15 protein-coding genes are annotated in these 16,922 nt (G+C 67.1%); 14 read left to right on the top strand and 1 reads right to left on the bottom strand.

What is annotated here, in order from left to right; translation table 11 throughout:
- The first annotated feature begins 1 nt into the window (after position 1).
- The 14 genes from HTA01S_RS21480 to HTA01S_RS25435 all read left to right on the top strand — a co-directional run bounded on the left by HTA01S_RS21480 (position 2) and on the right by HTA01S_RS25435 (position 16,143).
- Positions 2-1,663 carry an MFS transporter gene (locus tag HTA01S_RS21480; protein WP_068175092.1) on the top strand — a complete coding sequence of 554 codons (1,662 nt, stop codon included), beginning with the start codon at positions 2-4 and terminating at the stop codon, positions 1,661-1,663.
- A 34-nt stretch (positions 1,664-1,697) separates the two neighbouring features.
- Positions 1,698-5,492: a nitrate reductase subunit alpha gene (locus tag HTA01S_RS21475; RefSeq protein WP_068175089.1), complete on the top strand. Its 3,795-nt coding sequence runs from the start codon at positions 1,698-1,700 to the stop codon at positions 5,490-5,492.
- Between the two features lie 20 nt (positions 5,493-5,512).
- Positions 5,513-7,045: a nitrate reductase subunit beta gene (gene narH / locus HTA01S_RS21470; RefSeq protein ID WP_068175087.1), complete on the top strand. Its 1,533-nt coding sequence runs from the start codon at positions 5,513-5,515 to the stop codon at positions 7,043-7,045.
- Positions 7,042-7,734 (top strand): nitrate reductase molybdenum cofactor assembly chaperone, encoded by a 693-nt coding sequence (gene narJ / locus HTA01S_RS21465; protein ID WP_068175085.1) that lies wholly within the window; start codon positions 7,042-7,044, stop codon positions 7,732-7,734. Before narH ends, narJ begins: the two co-directional genes overlap by 4 nt.
- 18 nt (positions 7,735-7,752) lie before the next feature.
- Entirely contained in the window at positions 7,753-8,484 is a 732-nt protein-coding gene (gene narI / locus HTA01S_RS21460) for a respiratory nitrate reductase subunit gamma (RefSeq protein WP_068175083.1), read from the top strand.
- Positions 8,485-8,503: 19 nt separating this feature from the next.
- Positions 8,504-9,337, top strand: a complete 834-nt coding sequence (locus tag HTA01S_RS21455) for a peptidylprolyl isomerase (protein ID WP_068175081.1) — start codon at positions 8,504-8,506, stop codon at positions 9,335-9,337.
- A gap of 9 nt (positions 9,338-9,346) precedes the next feature.
- Positions 9,347-10,021 carry a carbonic anhydrase gene (locus tag HTA01S_RS21450; protein WP_068175079.1) on the top strand — a complete coding sequence of 225 codons (675 nt, stop codon included), beginning with the start codon at positions 9,347-9,349 and terminating at the stop codon, positions 10,019-10,021.
- A 94-nt stretch (positions 10,022-10,115) separates the two neighbouring features.
- Complete coding sequence (locus HTA01S_RS21445) at positions 10,116-10,337, top strand: hypothetical protein (RefSeq protein ID WP_068175076.1); 222 nt, start codon at positions 10,116-10,118, stop codon at positions 10,335-10,337.
- A 21-nt stretch (positions 10,338-10,358) separates the two neighbouring features.
- Positions 10,359-12,803: an adenosylcobalamin-dependent ribonucleoside-diphosphate reductase gene (locus HTA01S_RS21440; protein ID WP_068175074.1), complete on the top strand. Its 2,445-nt coding sequence runs from the start codon at positions 10,359-10,361 to the stop codon at positions 12,801-12,803.
- Entirely contained in the window at positions 12,800-14,125 is a 1,326-nt protein-coding gene (locus HTA01S_RS21435) for an NnrS family protein (protein WP_084236425.1), read from the top strand. Before HTA01S_RS21440 ends, HTA01S_RS21435 begins: the two co-directional genes overlap by 4 nt.
- 14 nt (positions 14,126-14,139) lie before the next feature.
- A complete protein-coding gene (locus HTA01S_RS21430; protein WP_068175072.1) occupies positions 14,140-14,769 on the top strand; it encodes a nitroreductase family protein in 630 nt (209 codons plus the stop codon).
- A gap of 25 nt (positions 14,770-14,794) precedes the next feature.
- Complete coding sequence (locus tag HTA01S_RS21425; protein WP_068175071.1) at positions 14,795-15,199, top strand: ribonucleotide reductase subunit alpha; 405 nt, start codon at positions 14,795-14,797, stop codon at positions 15,197-15,199.
- 5 nt (positions 15,200-15,204) lie between these two features.
- Positions 15,205-15,771 carry a hemerythrin domain-containing protein gene (locus HTA01S_RS21420; protein ID WP_068175261.1) on the top strand — a complete coding sequence of 189 codons (567 nt, stop codon included), beginning with the start codon at positions 15,205-15,207 and terminating at the stop codon, positions 15,769-15,771.
- A gap of 66 nt (positions 15,772-15,837) precedes the next feature.
- On the top strand, positions 15,838-16,143 hold the full coding sequence (locus HTA01S_RS25435; RefSeq protein ID WP_157572214.1) for a hypothetical protein: 306 nt from the start codon (positions 15,838-15,840) through the stop codon (positions 16,141-16,143).
- Between the two features lie 72 nt (positions 16,144-16,215).
- Here HTA01S_RS25435 and HTA01S_RS21415 read toward each other — a convergent pair whose 3' ends face one another.
- Positions 16,216-16,917, bottom strand: a complete 702-nt coding sequence (locus HTA01S_RS21415; RefSeq protein WP_068175069.1) for a fumarylacetoacetate hydrolase family protein — start codon at positions 16,915-16,917, stop codon at positions 16,216-16,218.
- Positions 16,918-16,922: the final 5 nt, after the last annotated feature.

Genomic DNA, 16,922 nt, shown 5'->3' with positions numbered 1-16,922 from the left:
CATGAACACCAAAACAAACCCCCTGCCTGCCTCGGGTGCTGTAGCCAGCAGCCAGGGTGCCGACATCGCCGACTGGCGCCCCGAAGACGAGCGCTTCTGGGAATCCACCGGCAAGAAAATCGCCTACCGCAACCTCTGGATCTCGGTGCCCGCGCTGCTGTGCGGCTTCGCGGTCTGGGGCATGTGGGGCATCATCACCGTGCAGATGCTCAACCTGGGCTTCCCCTTCACCCAGGCCGAGCTGTTCACGCTCACCGCCATCTCCGGCATCTCCGGCGCCACCATGCGCATCCCGGCCTCCTTCCTGGTGCGCCTGGCCGGTGGCCGCAACACCATCTTCCTCACCACCGCCATGTTGCTGGCCCCGGCCATCGGCACCGGCGTGGCGCTGCAGCACCCCGAGTGGCCGCTGTGGGTGTTCCAGCTGCTGGCGCTGTGGTCCGGCGTGGGCGGCGGCAATTTCGCATCGTCCATGTCCAACATCAGCACCTTCTTTCCGAAGCGGCTGCAGGGCACGGCGCTGGGCCTGAACGCGGGCCTGGGCAACTTCGGTGTCACCACCATGCAGGTCGTCATCCCGCTGGTGATGACGCTGCCGCTGCTGGGCGCCTTCGGCGGTGAGCCCATGACGCTGGTGAAAGACAGCGGCTGGATCTTCGGCAAGATCGTCGCCGGCACGCCCACCTGGATCCAGAACGCCGGCTTTGCCTGGGTGATCTCGCTCGTGCCGCTGTCGATCCTGGCCTGGTTCGGCATGAACAACCTCAAGACCGTCTCGCCCGAGGCCGGTAGCCCGATCGGCGCGTTCACCAAGGTCACCTACCTCTACACCCTGGCCTTCGTGCCGGCCATCTTCATCCTCTGGCTCTACCTGCCGGCGCCCACCGGCCTGGGCCTGCTCAACATGTGGGTGGCCATTCCGCTGGACATCATCCTGGCGGTGGCGGTCATGCGCCTGGCCGCGTTCGGCCCGATGAAGGAGAACGTGGCCAAGCAGTTCGCGATCTTCCGCAACAAGCACACCTGGTCGCTCACGGCGCTCTACATCGTCACCTTCGGCTCCTTCATCGGCTTCTCGATGGTGCTGCCCCTGGCCATCACCGTGATCTTTGGCTTCCAGCACGTGGCCGACGCGGCCGGCGTGATGACGCACACGCTGAAGAACCCCAACGCCCCCTCGGCCCTCACCTACGCTTGGATCGGCCCCTTCGTCGGCGCCGCCGTGCGCCCGGTGGGCGGCTGGATCTCTGACAAGGTGGGCGGATCCATCGTCACGCAGATCATCTCCGCCGTGATGGTGTTCGCCTCGGGTGCGGTGGGCTACGTGATGATGATGGCCTACGGTTCGGCCGCGCCCGAGCAGTACTTCCCCGCCTTCCTCGGCCTGTTCATTGTGCTGTTCGTTGCCAGCGGCATCGGCAACGGCTCGACCTTCCGCACCATCGGCGTCATCTTCGACCGCCAGCAGGCCGGCCCCGTGCTGGGCTGGACCTCGGCCGTCGCCGCCTACGGCGCCTTCATCGCCCCGGTGGTGATCGGCGCCCAGATCAAGGCCGGCACGCCGCAGTTCGCGATGTACGGCTTCGCCATCTTCTACGCCGTCTGCCTGGTGTTGAACTGGTGGTTCTACCTGCGCGCTGGCGCGGAAATCAAGAACCCCTGATCGCGCGCACAGCCCCCATTTTCCGGAGACACACATGAGCCATTTTCTCGACCGCCTGAGCCATTTTTCCGCCCCGAAGGAAGCCTTCTCGGGCGACCATGGCGTCACCACCGGCGAAGACCGCACCTGGGAAGACGCCTACCGCGACCGCTGGGCGCACGACAAGATCGTGCGCTCCACCCACGGCGTGAACTGCACGGGCTCCTGCTCGTGGAAGATCTACGTGAAGGGCGGTATCGTCACCTGGGAAACCCAGCAGACCGACTACCCGCGCACCCGCGCCGACCTGCCCAACCACGAGCCACGCGGCTGCGCCCGCGGTGCTTCGTACAGCTGGTACCTGTATTCGGCCAACCGGGTGAAATACCCCATGGTCCGCGCGCGCCTGCTCAAGCACTGGCGCGCCGCGCTGGCCGTGGCCAAGAGCCCGGTGGACGCCTGGGCCGCCATCGTGGAGAACGACGAAGCCCGCCGTGAATGGCAGCAGCAGCGCGGCCTGGGCGGCTTCGTGCGCAGCACCTGGGACGAGGTGAACCAGCTCATCGCCAGCGCCAACGTCTACACCGCCAAGAAGTACGGCCCCGACCGCGTGCTCGGCTTCTCGCCGATTCCCGCCATGTCCATGGTGAGCTACGCCGCGGGCTCGCGCTACCTGTCGCTGATCGGCGGCGTGTGTATGAGCTTCTACGACTGGTACTGCGATCTGCCCCCGTCCAGCCCGCAGGTCTGGGGTGAGCAGACCGACGTGCCCGAGTCGGCCGACTGGTACAACTCCACCTTCATCATCGCCTGGGGCTCCAACGTGCCCCAGACCCGCACGCCCGACGCCCACTTCTTCACCGAGGTGCGCTACAAGGGCGCCAAGACGGTGGCGATCACGCCCGACTACGCCGAGATCAGCAAGCTCTGCGACCTCTGGATGCATCCCAAGCAGGGCACCGACGCAGCCGTGGCCATGGCCATGGGCCACGTGATCCTCAAGGAGTTCTATTTCGAGAAGCGCAGCGCGTATTTCGACGACTACGTGCGCCGCTACACCGACATGCCCAACCTGGTGCAGCTCGAAGAGCGCACCCTGCCCGACGGCCGCACGGTGCTGGTGCCGGGGCGCTACCTGCGCGCCAGCGACTTCAACGGCAAGCTCGGGCAGGACCACAACCCCGAGTGGAAGACGGTCGCCCTCGACGAACACGACAAGATCGTGCTGCCCAACGGCTCCATCGGTTTCCGCTGGGGCGCCGAGGGCACCGAAGACGCCGGCCAGTGGAACCTGGAGAACCGCGAAGCGCGCAACGGCGAGACCGTGCAGCTCAAGCTCAGCCTGATGGAGGGCGCACAGCCCGACTACCAGGTGGGCGAGGTCGGCTTCCCGTATTTCGGCGGCATCGACACCCCCAACTTCAGCGCCAACAAGCAGGCCGGCGCGGTGGACGACGTGCTGGTTCGCAAGGTGCCGGTGCGCCGCGTCAAGCTCGGCAAGGCCGGTGAAGAGCGCTACGCACTGGTCGCCACCGTGTTCGACCTCACGGTGGCCAACTACGGCGTCGCGCGCGGCATCGCGGGTGAAAACGCCGCCACCAGCTACGACGACGACACCCCCTACACGCCCGCCTGGCAGGAAAAGATCACCGGCGTGAAGCGCGACCAGGTGATCGCCGTGGCGCGCCAGTTCGCCGACAACGCCGACAAGACCCGGGGCAAGTCCATGGTCATCATCGGCGCGGCCATGAACCACTGGTACCACAGCGACATGAACTACCGCGGCATCATCAACATGCTGATGATGTGCGGCTGCATCGGCCAGAGCGGCGGCGGCTGGGCGCACTACGTGGGCCAGGAAAAACTGCGCCCGCAGACCGGCTGGACCGCGCTGGCCTTCGCGCTGGACTGGGTGCGCCCGCCGCGCCAGATGAACAGCACCAGCTTCTTCTACGCCCACACCGACCAGTGGCGCTACGAGAAGCTGGGCGTGGAAGAAATCCTCTCACCGCTGGCCGACAAGGCCAAGTTCGGCGGCAGCCTGATCGACTACAACGTGCGCGCCGAGCGCATGGGCTGGCTGCCCAGCGCGCCGCAACTGCAGACCAACCCGATGCAGGTGGTGCGTGACGCCACCGCCGCCGGCATGGACCCCAAGGACTACGCCGTCCAGGGCCTGAAGGACGGCACGCTCAAGATGAGCTGCGAAGACCCGGACAACCCGCTGAACTGGCCGCGCAACCTGTTCGTCTGGCGTTCCAACCTGCTGGGCTCCAGCGGCAAGGGCCACGAGTATTTCCTGAAGCACCTGCTGGGCACCACCCACGGTGTGCAGGGCAAGGACCTGGGCGCCGACGAGGCCAAACCCAAAGAGGTGAAGTGGCACGACAAGGCGCCCGAAGGCAAGCTGGACCTGCTGGTCACGCTGGACTTCCGCATGAGCACCACCTGTCTGTATTCCGACATCGTGCTGCCCACGGCCACCTGGTACGAGAAGAACGACCTCAACACCAGCGACATGCACCCCTTCATCCACCCGTTGTCCACCGCGGTGGACCCGGCCTGGCAGAGCAAGAGCGACTGGGAGATCTACAAGGGTTTCGCCAAGGCCTACAGCGAGGTTTGCGTCGGCCACCTGGGCGTGGAGCGCGAGGTGGTGCTCACGCCGTTGATGCACGACACCCCCGCCGAACTGGCCCAGCCGTTTGACGTGAAAGAGTGGAGCAAGGGCGAGTGCGAGCTGATCCCCGGCAAGACCGCGCCGCAGATCCAGGTGGTGGTGCGCGACTACCCCAACACCTACAAGCGTTTCACGGCCCTGGGCCCGCTGATGGAAAAAGTGGGCAACGGCGGCAAGGGCATCGGCTGGAACACCGACACCGAGGTGGCCCAGCTCAAGGAACTCAACGGCACCGTGAAGGCCGAGGGTGTGACCCAGGGCATGGCCCGCATCGAGAGCGACATCGACGCCTGCGAGGTGGTGCTGCAGCTCGCGCCCGAGACCAACGGCCACGTGGCGGTGAAGGCCTGGGAAGCGCTCAGCAAGATCACCGGCCGCGAGCACGCCCACCTGGCGCTGCACCGCGAAGACGAGAAGATCCGCTTCCGCGACATCCAGGCCCAGCCGCGCAAGATCATCTCCAGCCCGACCTGGTCCGGCCTCGAATCCGAGAAGGTGTCCTACAACGCCGGCTACACCAACGTGCACGAACTGATCCCATGGCGCACCCTCACCGGCCGCCAGCACTTCTACCTGGACCACCCCTGGATGATCGCCTTCGGTGAAGGCCTCACCAGCTACCGCCCGCCGGTGGACCTGAAGACGGTGGGCGACATGATCGACCGCAAGCCCAACGGCAACAAGGAGATCTCGCTCAACTTCATCACGCCGCACCAGAAGTGGGGCATCCACTCGACCTACACCGACAACCTGATGATGCTTACGCTGAACCGGGGCGGCCCGGTGATCTGGCTGAGCGAAGACGACGCCAAGGGCGCCGGCATCGAGGACAACGACTGGGTGGAACTCTTCAACGCCAACGGCGCCATCGCGGCGCGCGCGGTGGTGAGCCAGCGTGTGAACCCCGGCATGGTGCTCATGTACCACGCCCAGGAAAAGATCATCAACACCCCCGGCTCGGAGATCACCGGCACGCGCGGCGGCATCCACAACTCGGTCACCCGCATCGTCACCAAGCCCACCCACATGATCGGCGGCTACGCGCAGTTCAGCTACGGCTTCAACTACTACGGAACCATCGGCACCAACCGCGACGAGTTCGTCATCGTGCGCAAGATGCGCAAGATCGACTGGCTCGACGGCCAGGGCACCGACACCGTTCAGGCTTGATCAGCACAGGAGAAAACAACATGAAAGTTCGTGCCCAAATCGCCATGGTGCTGAACCTGGACAAGTGCATTGGTTGCCACACCTGTTCGGTCACCTGCAAGAACGTGTGGACCAGCCGCCCCGGCATGGAATACGCCTGGTTCAACAACGTCGAGACCAAGCCCGGCATCGGTTACCCCAAGGAGTGGGAGAACCAGGACAAGTGGAACGGGGGCTGGGTCCGCAAAGCCGACGGCTCCATCGAGCCCAAGCAGGGCGGCAAGTGGAAGCTGCTCATGCGCATCTTCTCCAACCCCAACCTGCCGCAGATCGACGACTACTACGAGCCCTACACCTTCGACTACGACCACCTGCAGTCGGCCGCCGAGACCAAGGCGCCGCCGACCGCGCGCCCGCGCAGCCTGATCACCGGCCAGCGCATGGAGAAGATCGAATGGGGCCCGAACTGGGAAGAGATCCTGGGCGGTGAGTTCAGCAAGCGCAGCAAGGACGCCAACCTGGCGAACTTCGAGCAGGTCCAGAAAGACATGGTGGGCCAGTTCGAGAACACCTTCATGATGTACCTGCCGCGCCTGTGCGAGCACTGCCTGAACCCGGCCTGCGTGGCGTCCTGCCCCTCGGGTTCGATCTACAAGCGCGAGGACGACGGCATCGTGCTGATCGACCAGGACAAGTGCCGCGGCTGGCGCATGTGCGTGAGCGGCTGCCCCTACAAGAAGATCTATTACAACTGGCAGACCGGCAAGGCCGAGAAGTGCATCTTCTGCTACCCGCGCATCGAAGCGGGCCAGCCCACGGTGTGTTCCGAAACCTGCGTGGGCCGCATCCGCTACCTGGGCGTGGTGCTGTACGACGCCGACCGCATCCAGGAAGCCGCCAGCGTGCCCGACGAGAAGGACTTGTACCAGGCCCAGCTCGACATCTTCCTCAACCCGCACGATCCCAAGGTGATCGAGCAGGCCCGGCTCGACGGCATTCCGGAGAACTGGATCACCGGCGCGCAGAACAGTCCGGTCTACAAGATGGCGATCGACTGGAAGGTCGCGCTGCCGCTGCACCCCGAGTACCGCACCCTGCCCATGGTCTGGTACGTGCCGCCGCTCTCGCCCATCTCCTCGGCGGTCAACGCCGGCCAGATCGGCGTCAACGGCGAGCTGCCCGACTTCACACAGATGCGCATCCCCGTGCAGTACCTGGCCAACCTGCTGACCGCCGGCGACACCGGTCCCGTGGTGCGCTCGCTCGAACGCATGCTGGCCATGCGCTCCTACCAGCGCGGCAAGCACGTCGACGGTGTGCAGAACCTCGCGGTGCTGGAGCAGACCGGCCTCACGGTGGCCCAAGTCGAAGAGATGTACCACGTGATGGCGATCGCCAACTACGAAGACCGCTTCGTGATCCCGACCTCGCACCGCGAGTACGCCGAAAACGCTTTCGATCTGCGCGGTGGCTGTGGCTTCTCGTTCGGCAATGGCTGCTCGGACGGCGCCAGCGAAACCAGCCTGTTCGGCGGCGACAAGCGCCGCACGATCCCGATCCAGTCGGTTGTATGAAAGAGCGCAAGACCATGAAAAACACCCGCTATTCCCTGCGCGCCCTGGCCCGCCTGCTGGCCTACCCGGACGCCTCCTGGCGTGCCGAGCTGCCGGCCCTGCTCGACGTGCTCGACGAGGAGCAGGCCGTGCCGGTCGCGCGCCGCACCGAGCTGCGCGCCCTGGCCGCCGAGCTGCTGCGGCTCGATCCGTTCGAGGTCGAGGCGCGCTACGTCGATACCTTCGACCGGGGCCGCGCCACCTCGCTGCACCTGTTCGAGCACGTGCACGGCGACTCGCGCGACCGCGGCCCGGCCATGATCGATCTGGTGCAGACCTACGAGAAGGCCGGCCTGTTCCTCGGCCCCGAGGAACTGCCCGACCACCTCTGCGTGGTGCTGGAGTTCGCCTCCACGCAGCCGCCGCAGCTGGCGCGCGCTTTCCTCGCCGAGATGGCCCACATCCTCAACGCCATCTTCAGTGCCCTGCTCAAACGCGAAAGCCCCTACGCCGCCGTGCTGGCCGCGGTGCTCGAACTCGCCGGGCAGAAGGCGCAGGCCGTGCCGTTCGCGGCCGACGAGGCCATGGACGAGGCCTGGGCCGAGCCACAGGCCTTCGACGGCTGCAGCACGCGCGGCCAGTCGCGCCCCGGCGAGCCGCAGCCGATCCACATCGTGCGCCAGTCGCCCGCGGCCCGCGCGGCCGCTTGAGACCCCCTGGAGACGCTCATGAACCCCCTTGACCAATTCCTCTTCGGCTACTACCCCTACATCGCCCTCACCGTGTTCCTGCTGGGCAGCCTGATCCGTTTCGACCGCGACCAGTACACCTGGAAAAGCGATTCCTCGCAGCTGCTGCGCGCCGGGCAGCTGCGCTGGGGCAGCAACCTGTTCCACGTCGGCATCCTGTTCCTGTTCTTCGGCCACAGCGTGGGCATGCTCACGCCGCACTTCGTGTACGAGCCCTTCATGACGGCCGGCGCCAAGCAGCTCATGGCCATGATCTCGGGCGGCCTGTTCGGCCTGCTGGGCTTCATCGGCGTGAGCATCCTGCTGCACCGCCGCCTCTCCGACGTGCGCATCCGCGTCAACTCCAAGACCAGCGACATCGTGCTGCTGGTCCTGCTGTGGCTGCAGTTCGCGCTGGGTCTGGCCACCATCCCGCTGTCGGCCCAGCACCTGGACGGCGGCATGATGATGAAGCTGGCCGAGTGGGCGCAGCGCATCGTGACCTTCCGCGCCGGCGCGCCCGAGCTGCTGGTCGAGGCCGGCTGGGTGTTCAAGGCCCACATGTTCCTGGGCATGAGCATCTTCCTGATCTTCCCCTTCACCCGCCTGGTGCACGTGTGGAGCGGCTTTGGCACGCTGGCCTACGTGGTGCGCCCTTACCAACTGGTGCGCAGCCGTCGTCTGGGTATGGCGCCGCGCGCGCCACTGAGCCAGCGCGACCGCGCCGCCTGAAGCTTTCCGGAGACTTTCCATGAACGCAACATCCACTACCGGCTGCGGCAGCAGCACCTGCGCCTGTTCCGAACTGGCGCAGCCCTCGGTTGCCCACGTCAACGGCATCGCCCTGCACGAGCCGGGCGAGGCCCTGGACGCCCAGACCCTGCGCGAACGCGCCTGCACCGAGCTGCTGCGCCAGCAGGCCGTGCGGGCCGGGCTGCTGCCGCGCTACGGTGGGCTGATCGCACGCGCGCCCGACGAGACGCAGCGCCAGATCATCGAGGCCATGGTGGACCAGGTGGTGAGCGTGCCCGAGCCCACCGAGGACGAATGCCGCCGCCACTACGCGGCCCAGAAGAGCCGCTTCATCGTGGGCCAGGCGCTGCACGTGCGCCACATCCTGTTCGCCGTGACGCCGGGGGTGAACGTGCACGCGCTCACGCTGCGCGCCGAAGCCGCGTTGCTGGAACTGACCCGCAAGGACGTCTCACCCGGGCGCTTCGATCAACTGGCCGGTGAGCTGTCCAACTGCCCGTCGAGCGCCCAGGGCGGCGACCTGGGCTGGCTCACGCCGGACGACTGCGCGCCCGAGCTGGCCAATGAGCTGTTTTTCCAGAGCGATTCGCGCTGGGGCATGGGCGTGCACCCGCGCCTGGTCAACACCCGCTTCGGCCTGCACATCATCGAGGTGCTGGGCCGCAAGAAAGGCCGCCTGCCCGAGTTCGAGGAACTGCGCCAGCAGATCGCCTCGCGCCTGCTGCTGCAGTCGCGCACCACGGCGCTGCGCCAGTACATGCAGCTGCTGGTGGGGGAGGCGCAGATCGAAGGCGTGGACCTGATCGGCGCCGATTCCCCGCTGGTGCAGTGATGGCCCGCCATGCCTGACGACCTGCTGCTGCGCCTGCGCGATTTCCATTCGGACTATTTCCCGCGGCACCAGCAACGTTTTCAGGATCTGGTGGCGCAGGGGCAGCATCCCAAGACGCTGTTCATCGGTTGTTCGGACTCGCGCCTGGTGCCGTACCTGCTGACGGGTGCCGCACCGGGCGAGCTGTTCCTGGTGCGCAACGTGGGGGCGTTCATCCCGCCGTATGACCAGTCGCACGGCCTGCACGGCACCATGGCCGCGATCGAGTTCGCCGTGCTCAACCTGAAGGTGGAGCGCATCATCGTCTGCGGCCACAGCCATTGCGGCGCCATCCGCGCCGCCTACGAAGGCGCGCCCGAGGAAGCGGTGGCGCTCAAGGCCTGGCTCAAGCTGGCCGACGAGGCCCTGTTGCCGGTACAGGCCAGTACCGAGGCGCTGCGCCGCACCGAGCAGCGCGCCGTGGTGCTGCAGCTGGAGCGGCTGATGGACTACCCCATGGTGCGCCGCGCCGTGGAGGCCGGCCACCTCTCGCTGCACGGCTGGCATTACGTGATCGAGGACGGAGAAGTCCACGTGTTTGACGCAGAGCAAGGAGCGTTCGTGCCCGCATCGTTAGCCTCCCACAGCGGCACCGGGCCCTACCAACCTTATGTGGAACACGATGGACAAATCCTCGCGGACTGATGAAAAAGTGCATATGGATTCTGGGGAAGGCGGAATTTATTCACGAATTGGGCCCAACCGGAAAGCGGTTGCCCATGTCAAGGCAAAATGCGGCATGGCTTTCGACCGCCTCGCCCATCGCGGCCTGAGGGGCGGAAAGCCCGACATGGGCCAGTTCTGTATCGACCAGCAACTGGGCCACGCCTTCGATGGCGACCAGTGCAAGGGTCTTTTTTTCCGGGGAGCCGGGTTGTTGCCATGGGGCAGCGACATGCTCTCCGTTCGTGATCTGTTGCGGTGGTCGTTCGTGGGCATTCGACCCCAGGCCCTCGCCTGAGCCTTACACCGGAAAACAGACATGAAACGCGACAACACCATGCGTCCCCAGGACCTGACCGCCACCCAACCCATCAGCCAGGACGTGCTGGCCGAGAAATATTTGAAACCGGGTGAAACCGGTCTTGAAGACCTGTACCGCCGCGTGGCGCGTGCGCTCGCTTCGGTGGAAAAAGAAGCCGACCGGGCCGAGTGGGAACAGCGCTTCCTGGACAACCTGCACGTGGGCGCCATCGGCGCGGGCCGCATCATGAGCGCGGCCGGCACCGACATCCAGGCCACTTTGATCAACTGTTTCGTGCAACCCGTGGGCGACGCCATCCAGGGCGTGGACGCCGAGGGTTACCCCGGCATCTACGAAGCCCTGCGCGAAGCCGCCGAGACCATGCGCCGCGGCGGCGGCGTGGGGTATGACTTTTCCCGCATCCGCCCCAAGGGCGCCGAGGTCAAGGGCACGCATTCCATGGCGTCGGGCCCCTGCAGCTACATCAACGTGTTCGACCAGAGCTGCTCCACCGTGGAGAGCGCGGGCGCACGCCGTGGCGCGCAGATGGGCGTGCTGCGCATCGACCACCCGGACGTGATGGAGTTCATCACCGCCAAGCGCACCCCCGGCCGCTGGAACAATTTCAACGTCTCCGTCGGCGTGAGCGACGCCTTCATGGAAGCCGTGGGCAACGACCAGCCCTGGGAGCTGGTGCACAAGGCCAAGCCCGGCAAGACCCTGATGGACAAGGGCGCCTACCAGCGCAGCGACGGCATGTGGGTCTACCAGACCCTGTCGGCCACCGAGCTGTGGGACACCATCATGAAGTCGGCCTACGACTTCGCCGAACCCGGCATCCTGTTCCTGGACAAGATCGGCACCGACAACAACCTGCACTACTGCGAGACCATCGCCGCGACCAACCCCTGCGGTGAGCAACCTTTGCCGCCCTACGGCTGCTGCGACCTCGGTCCCATCATCCTCACCCGCTTCGTCAAGAACCCGTTCGGGTTTGGCGGTGTGCCGGTGTTCGATTTCGAGGCCTTCGAGCAGGCGGTGGCGACCCAGGTGCGCGCGCTGGACAACGTGCTCGACGTGACCTTCTGGCCGCTGGAGCAGCAGCGCGCCGAAAGCGCCGCCAAGCGCCGCATCGGCGTGGGCTTCACCGGCATGGGCAATGCCCTGGCCATGCTCTGCGTGCGCTACGACCGCGAAGACGGCCGGGCCATGGCGGCCCAGATCGCCGAGCGCATGCGCAACGCCGCCTACCTCGCGTCCGTCGAACTCGGCAAGGAAAAGGGCGTGTTCCCCAAATTCGACGCCGAGGGCTACCTGGCCCCCGGCACCTTCGCCAGCCGCCTGCCCGAGGCGATCAAGAAGGCCATCCGCAAACACGGCATCCGCAACAGCCACTTGCTGTCCATCGCGCCCACCGGCACGGTGAGCCTGGCCTTTGCCGACAACGCCTCCAACGGCATCGAGCCGCCGTTCTCCTGGATGTACCGCCGCAAGAAGCGCGAGGCCGACGGCTCCACCAGCGAGTACGCGGTGGAAGACCACGCCTGGCGCCTGTACCGCGAACTCGGCGGTGACGTGGACCAACTGCCCGACTATTTCGTCAACGCACTGGCCATGAGCGCGGGCGAACACATCGCCATGATGGAAGCGGTGCAGCCCTTCGTGGACACCGCCATTTCCAAGACGGTGAACGTCGCGGCCGACTACCCATTCGAAGACTTCAAGAGCCTGTACCAGAAAGCCTGGCGCGCCAACCTCAAGGGCATGGCCACCTACCGGCCCAACAGCATCCTCGGCTCGGTCCTCGACACCGGCAGCGCCGCGACCGACGCCAAGGCCTCCGCCGCGCCCGCCCCCGCGCCGGTGGACCCGATGCGCACCGTGATCGAGAGCCGCCCCAAGGGCGCCCTCTCGGCCGTGGCCGACAAGATCGAGTACTGGACGCAGGAAGGCCACAAGACGCTGTACATCGTGGTCTCCTTCCTGCCGGTGCCGGCCGCTGATGGCGTGGGCACGGTCGAACGCGCCATCGAGTTCTTTATGCCCGTGGGGCAGAGCGGCGAGTCGCAGCAGTGGATCACCTCCACCATGCGCATGCTCTCGCTGGCCGCGCGCGGCGGCTTCCTGGGCCGTGCGCTGTCCGACATGCGCAAGGTCGCCTGGGACCGTGGCCCGGTGCGCCTGGGCACGTATCAAAAGGCCGATGGCACGCACGTGCCGATGTGGCACGACTCCGAGGTCGCGGCCATCGCCTTCGCGCTGCAGAACATCATCGCGCGCCGGGCCCAGCCGGGCGTGGTGGCGGCCAGCGCCCCGGCGGCGCCGGCCATGCCCGAACTCGTCGGCATGCCCTCGGGCGTGATGGCGGGCAAAAAATGCCCCGAGTGTGGTGCGCACGCCATGATCCGCAAGGACGGCTGCGACTACTGCACCTCGTGCGGCCACCTCGGCAGCTGCGGATGAACACGCCCGCGCGCCCGGTGCTGCCGATCCGGCCCGTGCGCGCGCAGGCGACCACCCCCGCTCCCCGGGCCGAGCCGCCCGGGCGGCGGCCCTGGCGGCCGCGGCACCTGCTGCTGGCGCCGCACCGGCTGGGGTTCGCGCTGGCCGTGCTGCTGCTGCTGGCCTCGGGCGCCTGGTGGGCGCTGGTGCAGGTGGACCGCGTGAGCGGCCTGGTGGGCCTGTCCTACGCGGTCTCGCCCACGCTGGGCCACGCCTCGGTCATGACCTTCGGGTTCATCCCGCTCTTCTTCGCCGGCTTTCTCTTCACCGCCGGGCCGAAGTGGCTGGGCGTGTCGCCGCCCGCCGTGACGGCGCTGGTGGCGCCGCTGCTGCTGCAGGCCGGGGGTTGGCTGGTCTGGCTGCTCGGGCTGCACAGCGCCGCCGGGCTGGCCATGGCCGGTGCGGGCGCCGCGCTGCTGGGCCTGGGCTGGATGGTCGCCCTGTTCTGGCAACTGGTGCTGCGCAGCACCCAGCCGGACCGCCTGCACGCCAAGACCGTGGGCCTGGCCGGGGCGGTGGGCGTGGCGAGCCTGGCGCTCATGCTGGCGGCCTTGTCGCTGGACGCGTTCGACGTGGCCCGCGCCGCCGTGCTCACCGGGCTCTGGGGCTTCGTCGTCGTGACCTACCTGGTGGTGGCGCACCGCATGATCCCGTTCTTCACCTCCAGCGCCGTGCCCATGCTCGACGCCTGGCGGCCGTTTTGGGTGCTGTGGGTGCTGCTCGGCGCCGTGGCGCTCGAAGTGCTGGCGGTGTGGGCCCCCCTGATCGGCTGGCCCCTGGGCCGGGGCTGGATGCTCAGCCTGGGCCTGATGGAGCTGGCCGCGGGCAGCGTGATTCTGTGGCTGGCCTTTGTCTGGGGGCTGGTGCAGAGCCTGAGCATCCGGCTGCTGGCCATGCTGCACCTGGGCTTTCTCTGGCTGGGCCTGTCCTTCGTGCTCGCGGGCACCTCGCAATTGTTTGGCCTGCGGCTGGGCACGCCGGTGCTCGGCCTGGGCGCGCTGCACGCGCTCACCATGGGCTGCCTGGGCTCGCTGATGCTGGCCATGGTCACGCGCGTGTCTTGCGGCCACAGCGGGCGCACCCTGGTGGCCGACAACCTGGTCTGGACGCTGTTCTGGCTGCTGCAGCTGGCGGTGGTGCTGCGCATCACCGCGGCGCTGGAGCAGGCGCCGGTGGGCCTGCTCATGGTCGCGGCCCTGCTGTGGGCCGGCGTGATGGCGGTCTGGGGCCTGCGCATGGCCAGCTGGTACGGCCGCGTGCGCGTGGATGGTCGCCCGGGCTGATCCTCATGCCTCCCATGCGCGCCACCCCCTCCCCGGAGACCGACGCCCCCGACTGGGCCGCCATCGCCGGCGAGCTGATCCAGGCGCGCCAGACCGTGCTGCCCAAGCGCCTGGTGGCGCCCGGCCCCGACGCCGCGCAGCAGCAGGCGATCCTGGCCGCGGCCACCGCCGCGCCCGACCACCGCCAGCTCCTGCCCTGGCGCTTCATTGCCGTGCCGGCCGAGCGGCGCGGCGCGCTCGCCGACGCGTTCGCCCAGGCCCTGCTCGAACGCGACCCCACCGCTGCCCCCGAGCAGGTGGCGCAGGCGGGCGACAAAGCGTACCGCGCGCCCTGGCTGATGCTGGTGGTGGTGGACGGCCTGTGCGGCGACGCCCGGGTCGATCTGCACGAGCGCATCCTGTCCACCGGTTGCGCGGTTCAGAACGTGCTGCTCATGGCCACGGCGCTGGGTTTCGGCTCGGCGCTCACCAGCGGCCAGGCCCTCGGCTCGGACAGCCTGCGCCAGCTCTTCGACCTGCGCGAGGGGCAGCACGCGCTGTGCTTCATCAGCATCGGCACCGCGCTGTCGCACGGCGGGTCGCGCGTGCGGCCGGCGGTGGCCGACTTCTTTCGCACGCTGGGCGAAGACCCGCCCGGCGCATGACGACCCTTGACCCCCAGGACCCCCCATGAACATCGCCAGTTTTGACGACCTGCTGAGCGCCGCGCGCGCCCAGCCCCTGCCGCAGCGCCTGCTGTTCGTGTTCGCCGGCATCGAGCTGCCGGACGACGCCACGCCCGAAGAGCGTGCCGCTTTTGAACAAGGCCAGGGCGGCGCCCTGGTGCCGCAGATGTGCGTGGACAAAAGCCCGGACGAGCTGGCCTCGTTCGATCAGCTCAAGCAGGAAGCGGCCACTTTCGGCCAGCCCTGGGGCATGGTCTTCGCCGCCGCCATGTCGGGCGCGCCGGGCAAGGCGCTCACCAGCGCCGACGCCGACGAGCCGCTGCAGAAGATGGTGGAGGCGATCCGCCAGGGCCGCATCCAGGCCTACATCCCGTTCGACCCGCAGGGCCGGCCGGTGCAGATCGGGTGATGGCCATGGCCGGCATCCGCTTGCACGACATCAGCCTGCCCGGCCATGCCTCACCTGGCGTGGGCTTCGAGGCCCCGTTCGAGATGCTCGACGCCTGCCACGAGCGGGTCGAGCGCATGCTGGGCCTGCTGGGCAAGCTGCGCGCACACGTCAGGACCCATGGCGCCGACCCGCAGGCCCGCGACGCCGCGCGCGACGTGATGCGCTACTTCGACCAGGCCGGCCCGCACCACCATGAAGACGAAGAACGCCACGTGTTCCCACCGCTGCTCGCCCAACGCGACCCCGCCGTGGTGGCCGTGGTGATCCGGCTCAAGCAAGACCACCAGGAGATGGCGGTGATGTGGGCGCAGGTGCGGGCGGCGCTGATGGCGCTGGTTGAGTCCGTTGAAGGTTGGCCTGGTTTTTCTGCGGAGGATCAGCAGTGCTTCGATGCTTACGACGCGCTGTACCGGCGGCACTTGGTGGATGAGAACGGGGTGGTCTATCCGGCGGCGCGGTCGCTCATCCGGGGTGAGACCTTGCAGGCGATGAGCGCGGACATGATGGCGCGGCGGGGTGTGGTGGGTTGACGCACTGGAAAAACTGCCATTGTGGGCATCTTGCGTGTTGATATTTAGACCAAGGTTGGGCGGTCAATGAACCCGTTGCACGAATACGAAGCGTGGCTGGATGAACTCGATCAACGGTTGCGGGTCGATGGTGGCAACATCGTTTGCGATTTGGGTAGTGGACTGATTGCGCCACTTTCCGAACTGACGGAAGTTGACGACGTTGCCCATTGGGCGGGCAAGCTCGAAGAGTCCTTAGTTGCGCATGAAGGGCATCTACCTCACGAGTACCTCATCAAGCGGTTTGCAAGACTGGTAAAGGAACGCACGGGGCTTCCAGTAAACGTAGATGAGATCGCTTGGGAAGCGACCGTCGGCTACCGCCGCAAGTAGCCTACCCATATAAATGGACTCCCTCGCAACGTCCAGGGACTGACTGATTCGGGAATTTGGGCCGCGAGGCGTTTACTCCGCCGGGCCAACATTCAACGTTACCTCGGCCACCCCTTCCACCCGCCCAGTGATCCGGTCCCCGCTGACCACCGCACCCACGCCCTCGGGCGTACCGGTGTAGATCAGGTCGCCGGGTTGCAGGTGGTAGAACTGGGACAGGTCGGCGATGATTTCGCGGATGTTCCAGATCAGTTTATCCACGTTGGACGACTGTTTGGTGGCGCCGTTGACTTCGAGCGCGATGGCACCGCTCTCGACCACCACGCCGGGCATCGGCACGATCTCGGAGCAGACCGAACCTTCTTCGATGTCCTTGCCCAGGTCCCAGGGGCGGCCCTTGTCGCGCGCGACCAGCTGCAGGTCGCGGCGCGTCATGTCCAGTCCTGCCGCGTAGCCGTAGATCACTTCATGCGCCTGGTCGGCGCTGACGCGGAAACCGGCCTTGCCCACGGCCAGCACCAGTTCCATTTCAAAGTGGTAGTTGTTCGTGCCGGGCGGGTAGGCCACGGTCGCGCCGCTCTGCACCAGGGTCTGCGGCGACTTGGTGAAGTAGAACGGCCGCTCGGCGCTCTTGTCGACCGGCTTGCCCATCTCGACGGCGTGCGCGTGGTAGTTGCGGCCGACGCAGAAGATGCGGTTGATCGGGAAGCGTTCGGTCTTGCCGCGGATGGGCAGGGACTGGACGGCGGGTGGGGTGAAGAGGTATTGGGTCATGTTGT

Source organism: Hydrogenophaga taeniospiralis CCUG 15921, from assembly GCF_001592305.1.
GTDB lineage: Bacteria > Pseudomonadota > Gammaproteobacteria > Burkholderiales > Burkholderiaceae_C > Hydrogenophaga > Hydrogenophaga taeniospiralis.
Note: the sequence above shows the minus strand (reverse complement) of the source record. Positions and strands in the feature narration are given on the sequence as shown.

What these genes read in the sequence shown, in the direction of transcription:
- HTA01S_RS21480 (WP_068175092.1), top strand. Translation starts at nt 2, where the DNA reads ATGAACACCAAAACAAACCCCCTGCCTGCCTCGGGTGCTGTAGCCAGC.
- HTA01S_RS21475 (WP_068175089.1), top strand. Translation starts at nt 1,698, where the DNA reads ATGAGCCATTTTCTCGACCGCCTGAGCCATTTTTCCGCCCCGAAGGAA.
- narH (WP_068175087.1), top strand. Translation starts at nt 5,513, where the DNA reads ATGAAAGTTCGTGCCCAAATCGCCATGGTGCTGAACCTGGACAAGTGC.
- narJ (WP_068175085.1), top strand. Translation starts at nt 7,042, where the DNA reads ATGAAAGAGCGCAAGACCATGAAAAACACCCGCTATTCCCTGCGCGCC.
- narI (WP_068175083.1), top strand. Translation starts at nt 7,753, where the DNA reads ATGAACCCCCTTGACCAATTCCTCTTCGGCTACTACCCCTACATCGCC.
- HTA01S_RS21455 (WP_068175081.1), top strand. Translation starts at nt 8,504, where the DNA reads ATGAACGCAACATCCACTACCGGCTGCGGCAGCAGCACCTGCGCCTGT.
- HTA01S_RS21450 (WP_068175079.1), top strand. Translation starts at nt 9,347, where the DNA reads ATGCCTGACGACCTGCTGCTGCGCCTGCGCGATTTCCATTCGGACTAT.
- HTA01S_RS21445 (WP_068175076.1), top strand. Translation starts at nt 10,116, where the DNA reads ATGGCTTTCGACCGCCTCGCCCATCGCGGCCTGAGGGGCGGAAAGCCC.
- HTA01S_RS21440 (WP_068175074.1), top strand. Translation starts at nt 10,359, where the DNA reads ATGAAACGCGACAACACCATGCGTCCCCAGGACCTGACCGCCACCCAA.
- HTA01S_RS21435 (WP_084236425.1), top strand. Translation starts at nt 12,800, where the DNA reads ATGAACACGCCCGCGCGCCCGGTGCTGCCGATCCGGCCCGTGCGCGCG.
- HTA01S_RS21430 (WP_068175072.1), top strand. Translation starts at nt 14,140, where the DNA reads ATGCGCGCCACCCCCTCCCCGGAGACCGACGCCCCCGACTGGGCCGCC.
- HTA01S_RS21425 (WP_068175071.1), top strand. Translation starts at nt 14,795, where the DNA reads ATGAACATCGCCAGTTTTGACGACCTGCTGAGCGCCGCGCGCGCCCAG.
- HTA01S_RS21420 (WP_068175261.1), top strand. Translation starts at nt 15,205, where the DNA reads ATGGCCGGCATCCGCTTGCACGACATCAGCCTGCCCGGCCATGCCTCA.
- HTA01S_RS25435 (WP_157572214.1), top strand. Translation starts at nt 15,838, where the DNA reads ATGAACCCGTTGCACGAATACGAAGCGTGGCTGGATGAACTCGATCAA.
- HTA01S_RS21415 (WP_068175069.1), bottom strand. Translation starts at nt 16,917, where the DNA reads ATGACCCAATACCTCTTCACCCCACCCGCCGTCCAGTCCCTGCCCATC.